Below are 5,449 nucleotides of genomic sequence, written 5' to 3' on the forward strand. Positions count from 1 at the left end.
TCGGAGCTGAACGGGCGCTGTCGCTTTTCTTTATTTGCTGTTGCCAAGAAGATACGAAGCGAATCCTGCATCCATCCACTGTGAACGGTCGAGGCAGTTCTTTGTATCATAGACGGTCTTGCCGCGCATAAGTTCCGAAATTTCTGCCGGGTTCATGGCTGAAAACTCGTCGTGGTTTGTCAGTACCAAAAGCAGATCTGCGTCACGAAGCGCCAGTTTCATATCCTGCGTTTGCGACGGATGAAGATTTTCTTTGATATGCGGATCGAAAGCAGTCACTTCCAGATCCAGTTTCTGAAGTTCTTCGATGACGTCGCTGGATGGGCTTTCTCTCATATCATCCACATTCCCTTTAAACGCCAATCCGAAAACAGCAATGTTCTTGCCGGCCGCATTTTGTTGAGCCAGGATGCGCTGCACCTGAGATGCCACGTATGCAGGCATGCCGTCATTCGTATTGCGTGAAAGGCGGATCAGTTTCGAGATGTCCGGCTGCAATTCAACAAGGAACCACGGATCTACGGCGATACAATGCCCACCGACGCCCGGTCCCGGGAAATGGACATTGACGCGCGGGTGATAATTAGCGAATTTGATCGCTTCCCATATGTTTACATCCAGTTTGTCCGCCATTTTGGCCAATTCGTTCGCGAAAGCGATGTTCACATCGCGGTACGTATTTTCCATAACTTTAACCAGTTCAGCAGTCGTTGCATCTGTCAGATGGATCTGGCCTTTAACGAAGACTTCGTATAATTCTTTTGTTTTCAATGAAGATTCTTCATTGATGCCGCCTACGATGCGGTCGTTGTTGATCAATTCTTCAAAGATGCGGCCCGGGATTACCCGTTCCGGTGAATGGGAAACAAGAATGTCGGTGCCGATTTCAAGACCTGATTTGATCAGTTCCGGCAGCATGACATCTTCCACTGTTTTAGGGGGAACGGTCGATTCAAGGATCACCAGGTTGCCTTTTTGAAGATAAGGCACAATGGATTCTGTCGCTTTCCGTACATATTCAAGATTTGCCGTTTTATCGCTGTTGATCGGCGATGGCACAGCCACGATGAACACATCGGCTTTTTTCGGTTTGATGCCGACTGTCAGATAGCCTTCATCGATCGCTTTTTCCATGCGGTCCTGCAAGCCGTTCTCTTCTATATGCAGCTGTTTATTCTGGATCATTTTTACCGCTTTTTCATTTATATCTACTCCGTGTACATGGAGTTTATGATTCGCGAACATAACTGCTGTCGGCAATCCGATATAGCCAAGCCCGACAACACACAAATTTTTAATCATTCCTTAACTTCCTTTCGATTGCAGCTGCCGTTGTTTGGCGCGCATACTGCCTCTTAATACATTGATTTATTATAACACAAAATTTTTCAGGTGCCAGCCTGATTATGAAAGGCGGGTCTTTGGCAATGGTTTCATTATTCCAAAAAACTGAACCCTTCCGCCAAACGGCAAAAGGGTCCTTTCATTATTCAATTAATCCCGGTCTTCTCCCCAGCATTCCGTATTCTTCAAACCTGGAATGTCGCGGGAATAGAACTCCGGATTCTTCCCGGCTTTCCGCTGTTTCGTGTAGTCGTCGAGCACCTTGAAGGCGGTGCCGCCCAGAAGCGCAATGACGACGAGATTGAGCACGGCCATCATGCCCATGAACAGGTCGGCCATATCCCACACCAGACTGACTTTCGCCATGGCACCGAACATGACCATCGCAAGGACGCCGAAGCGGTACGCCGTCAGCCAGCCGCTGTGTGCGTTGATGAATTCGATATTCGTTTCACCGTAATAATAGTTTCCGATGATCGAGCTGAATGCGAAGAACAGGATCGCGACTGCCAGGAAGTAAGGAGCCCAGGCACCGACGTGAACGTTGAGCGAAGCCTGCGTCAGCAGAATTCCTTCCTGTTCCCCCGTATTATAGAGGTCGGCAAGGATGATGATGAATGCCGTCGCCGAACAGATGATGATCGTATCGAAGAAGACCCCAAGGCTTTGCACCAGCCCCTGCTTGGCCGGGTGCGACACGTTCGCGGATGCTGCCGCGTTCGGAACGGAACCCATACCGGCTTCGTTCGAGAACAGACCGCGGCGCACACCCTGCATGATGGCCGCACCGATACCGCCGCCGACAACTTCTTCAAGACCGAATGCACTTTGGACGATCAGTGTGAAGACTGCCGGAATTTCACTGAAGTTCGTGATGACAATGAACAATGCGACCAGTATGTAAAGCGTCGCCATGACTGGTACGACTATCTGTGTCACACTTGCGATCCGCTTGACCCCGCCGAAAATGACGACGGCCGAAAGCAGCACAAGCCCCAGTCCCACTGACCAATCCGGTAAATTGAAGACATCACCGAATGACTGGGAAATCGTATTTGACTGGACAGCATTGAAGATGAATCCGAACGCGAGCGTCAGCAGAACCGCAAAGATAATCCCCAGTTTCCGGTTGCCGAGCGCTTTTTCCATATAATAAGCAGGACCGCCGCGGAATTGCCCGCCGTCACGCACCTTATAAACCTGTGCCAATGTACTTTCGATGAACGCTGTCGCCATCCCGATGAGCGCGACGATCCACATCCAGAAGACAGCTCCCGGTCCACCGATGGCAACAGCCAGCGCTACACCGGTGATATTGCCTGTCCCGACGCGGGATGCGGTCGAAATCGTGAATGCCTGGAAAGCGGAGACCCCTTTTTCCCCGTCTTTCTTTTCCGAGATGACGCGGAACATTTCACCAAACATACGCACCTGTACAAATTTTGTGCGGATTGTGAAATAGACGCCCAATCCTAACAGCAAAGCGATTAATATGTATGTCCACAATAAATTATTGCCTTCTTCGACTATCCAAGCCAAAGCATCCAGCACTACGTCCATTCAATTTTCCTCCTTCTAAGTTGAAACTCATTCTCTTTTACCCTTTCCGGCACTTGGAAAAACCTGTGTTTTCCGTCGGTAAAAGGAAAAGCAGACCCCCTTCGATAAGAGGATCTGCATGTTCACTTTATTAACTTTATCACAATGAAACCTTCGGCGGACGTGTCATCCGCATTAACTTCATCCACTATTTCCCGGGAAATAATCAGGTATTCTTCAGTGTTTCGGCCAAAACACGCGCACCGATATCGAGCGCATCGGTGTTGAAAGCCATATCCGGGTGGTGAAGCCCGTGCGTCAAATCCGCTCCCACTCCGATCATTGCCGCTTTCAGTTGCGGCTGGCGGATTGTATAGAAATGAAAGTCATCCGCTCCCGGCGTGTGCAGCGGTTCGGCTGTATTTTCTTCACCGATGGTATTGCGAATCGCTCTTTCCGTGATTTCCGCCGCCTCTTCGGATACTTCCGCCGCCGGTGTGAAGTCGGTCCATTCCCAGCCGATTTCGACACCATAAAGATTCGCGAGATGTGTGAAACCTGCGTCAATACGTGTCCGCAGTTCTTCCATCAATGTGTTCGACTGCGATCGGACATCAAGCGCAAAAGTAGCGCTGCCAGGGATAATGTTCAGGCTGTCTCCGCCCATCCGCACATTCGTCAGTTTCGCCGACCAGGATTCGAACGGAGAAAAGTAAATCGTTTTGATGAATTGATGAATGGCTGCAATGACATCCATCGCATTGCTGCCCTGATGCGGACGCGCCCCGTGCGCATCTTCCCCGGTGATTTTCCCTTGGAGAAAAATGCCTGAACCGTGATGGAGCGCCGGCGACACTTTCCCGAGCGGCAATTCTTCCGCCGGCCGCAAGTGAACACCGAACAGATGGCTGACACCTTCAATCGCCCCGCGGTCAATCATCGACAGCGCGCCATTGCCTTTTTCTTCCGCCGGCTGAAAGATGAAACGCACACGCTTCGTCAGGGTTTCCTCTTTTAAATACAGCAGCGCCCCGAGTACCATCGCCATATTGGCGTCGTGCCCGCACGAATGATTCGCCTGCTCTTTACCAGCGACTTCCTGCCACAGCGCGTCCATGTCAGCACGCACCGCGACAATGTCGTCGCCTTGCCCGATTTCCGCAATCAAACCGGTGACGTCGTCGAATGTGCGGTGGTGGATGTGGTGGCTTTCCATAATTTCCTTTAATTTTTTCGTCGTTTCGAATTCTTTCCAGCTTACTTCCGGATTGGCGTGGAAGTGGTCGAAGTATGCCTGTATCTGCTGTTTAATGGTCATTGATTTGATTGCCTCCTTCGATGATTGCGGATTTTTTCGTCAGCTTTTTCAATTGCTGTTCGTCGATATCGATTCCGAGCCCCGGCTTGCCGCTGAGCTTGACGTTTGGCGGCTCGTACAAGAGATTGCCGATTTCTTCCGCGAATAAAAGCGGACCCGTGAGTTCGGCAGTCTGGATGTTTTTCCGCGACATGACGGCGTGGTAACCGGCGGCAGAACCGATCGACGACTCGACCATCGAGCCGATTTGCGCAATGACGCCGGCTGCTTCCGCTGCTTTTGCTATTTGAACAGCCTTGTAGATGCCACCGGTTTTCATCAGTTTGATATTAATGTAATCAGCCGCGTTGAGACGGATGATTTCCAGCACATCTCTCATCGACTGCATACTTTCATCCACCATGATCGGCGTTGACACTTTGCGCCTCACTTCCGCGAGGCCCCGAATATCCCCCATCCGGATCGGCTGTTCAATCCATGTGAGATTCGCCCCTTCCAGGCGATTGATCGTCTGCACAGCGATGCCGACCGTTTGCCAGCCCTGGTTGACGTCAATCCGGATTGGCATGTCTTTGCCGACCGCTTCCCGGACTGCATAAATGCACGCGATGTCGAGTGCCGCGTCGTCGCGTCCGACTTTCAGCTTGAGACTGGAGAAATTTTGCGTCTGCGCAAGTTTCGCTTTCTCCACCATGATTTCCGGCGCCTCAATACTCAGCACTTTCGGATATTGCAGCGTGTCATGCGCGCGGCCGCCGATCAGATTATAGACCGGGTGCCCCGCCGCCTTCCCCATCAGGTCATAGCAGGCAATATCAATGGCGGCTTTTGCTGCAGGGTTATGTGAAATCGCGGCGTCCATTTGGTGATGGATTTCTTCGATGTCGAACGGGCTGCGGCCGATGATGCGCGGAATCAGCACATTTTTCAGTACCTCGAACATTGCATCCACCTGCTCACCCGTCACATGCTCATCCGGCACTGCTTCGCCGAAGCCTGTGAGTCCGATATCCGTTTCAAGTTTCAGGATGATTCCCGGCATGTCGGGATAAGTGGCGTAGGAGATGATGAACGGCTCCTTTAATGGAAATCGGACTGAATGGATCGTGGCTTTGGTGATTTTCATGTGGGTGGCCTCCTTTTTGGTTTTTGGGTGGATTAGATAGTATTATTGTAGCTTTGTTGGGTGGGAGTGGCTAGGGAGTTTTTGGGGTGAGGGTTGTCTTATGATTTTGGGCGTCTCTCTTA

4 protein-coding genes are annotated in these 5,449 nt (G+C 51.1%); all 4 read right to left on the bottom strand.

What is annotated here, in order from left to right; all coding sequences use genetic code 11:
* Positions 1 to 30: 30 nt before the first annotated feature.
* Positions 31 to 1,302, bottom strand: coding sequence for a nucleotide sugar dehydrogenase (locus KW93_RS02850; protein WP_033541454.1), 1,272 nt, complete (start codon positions 1,300 to 1,302; stop codon positions 31 to 33).
* A gap of 192 nt (positions 1,303 to 1,494) precedes the next feature.
* Positions 1,495 to 2,904: an alanine/glycine:cation symporter family protein gene (locus tag KW93_RS02855; RefSeq protein WP_200883318.1), complete on the bottom strand. Its 1,410-nt coding sequence runs from the start codon at positions 2,902 to 2,904 to the stop codon at positions 1,495 to 1,497.
* Positions 2,905 to 3,109: 205 nt separating this feature from the next.
* Positions 3,110 to 4,201, bottom strand: coding sequence for an amidohydrolase (locus KW93_RS02860; RefSeq protein WP_033541455.1), 1,092 nt, complete (start codon positions 4,199 to 4,201; stop codon positions 3,110 to 3,112).
* Complete coding sequence (locus KW93_RS02865; RefSeq protein WP_033541456.1) at positions 4,191 to 5,327, bottom strand: mandelate racemase/muconate lactonizing enzyme family protein; 1,137 nt, start codon at positions 5,325 to 5,327, stop codon at positions 4,191 to 4,193. Before KW93_RS02865 ends, KW93_RS02860 begins: the two co-directional genes overlap by 11 nt.
* Positions 5,328 to 5,449: the final 122 nt, after the last annotated feature.

The organism is Planococcus sp. CAU13, assembly GCF_000775575.1.
Classification (GTDB): Bacteria; Bacillota; Bacilli; order Bacillales_A; family Planococcaceae; genus Planococcus.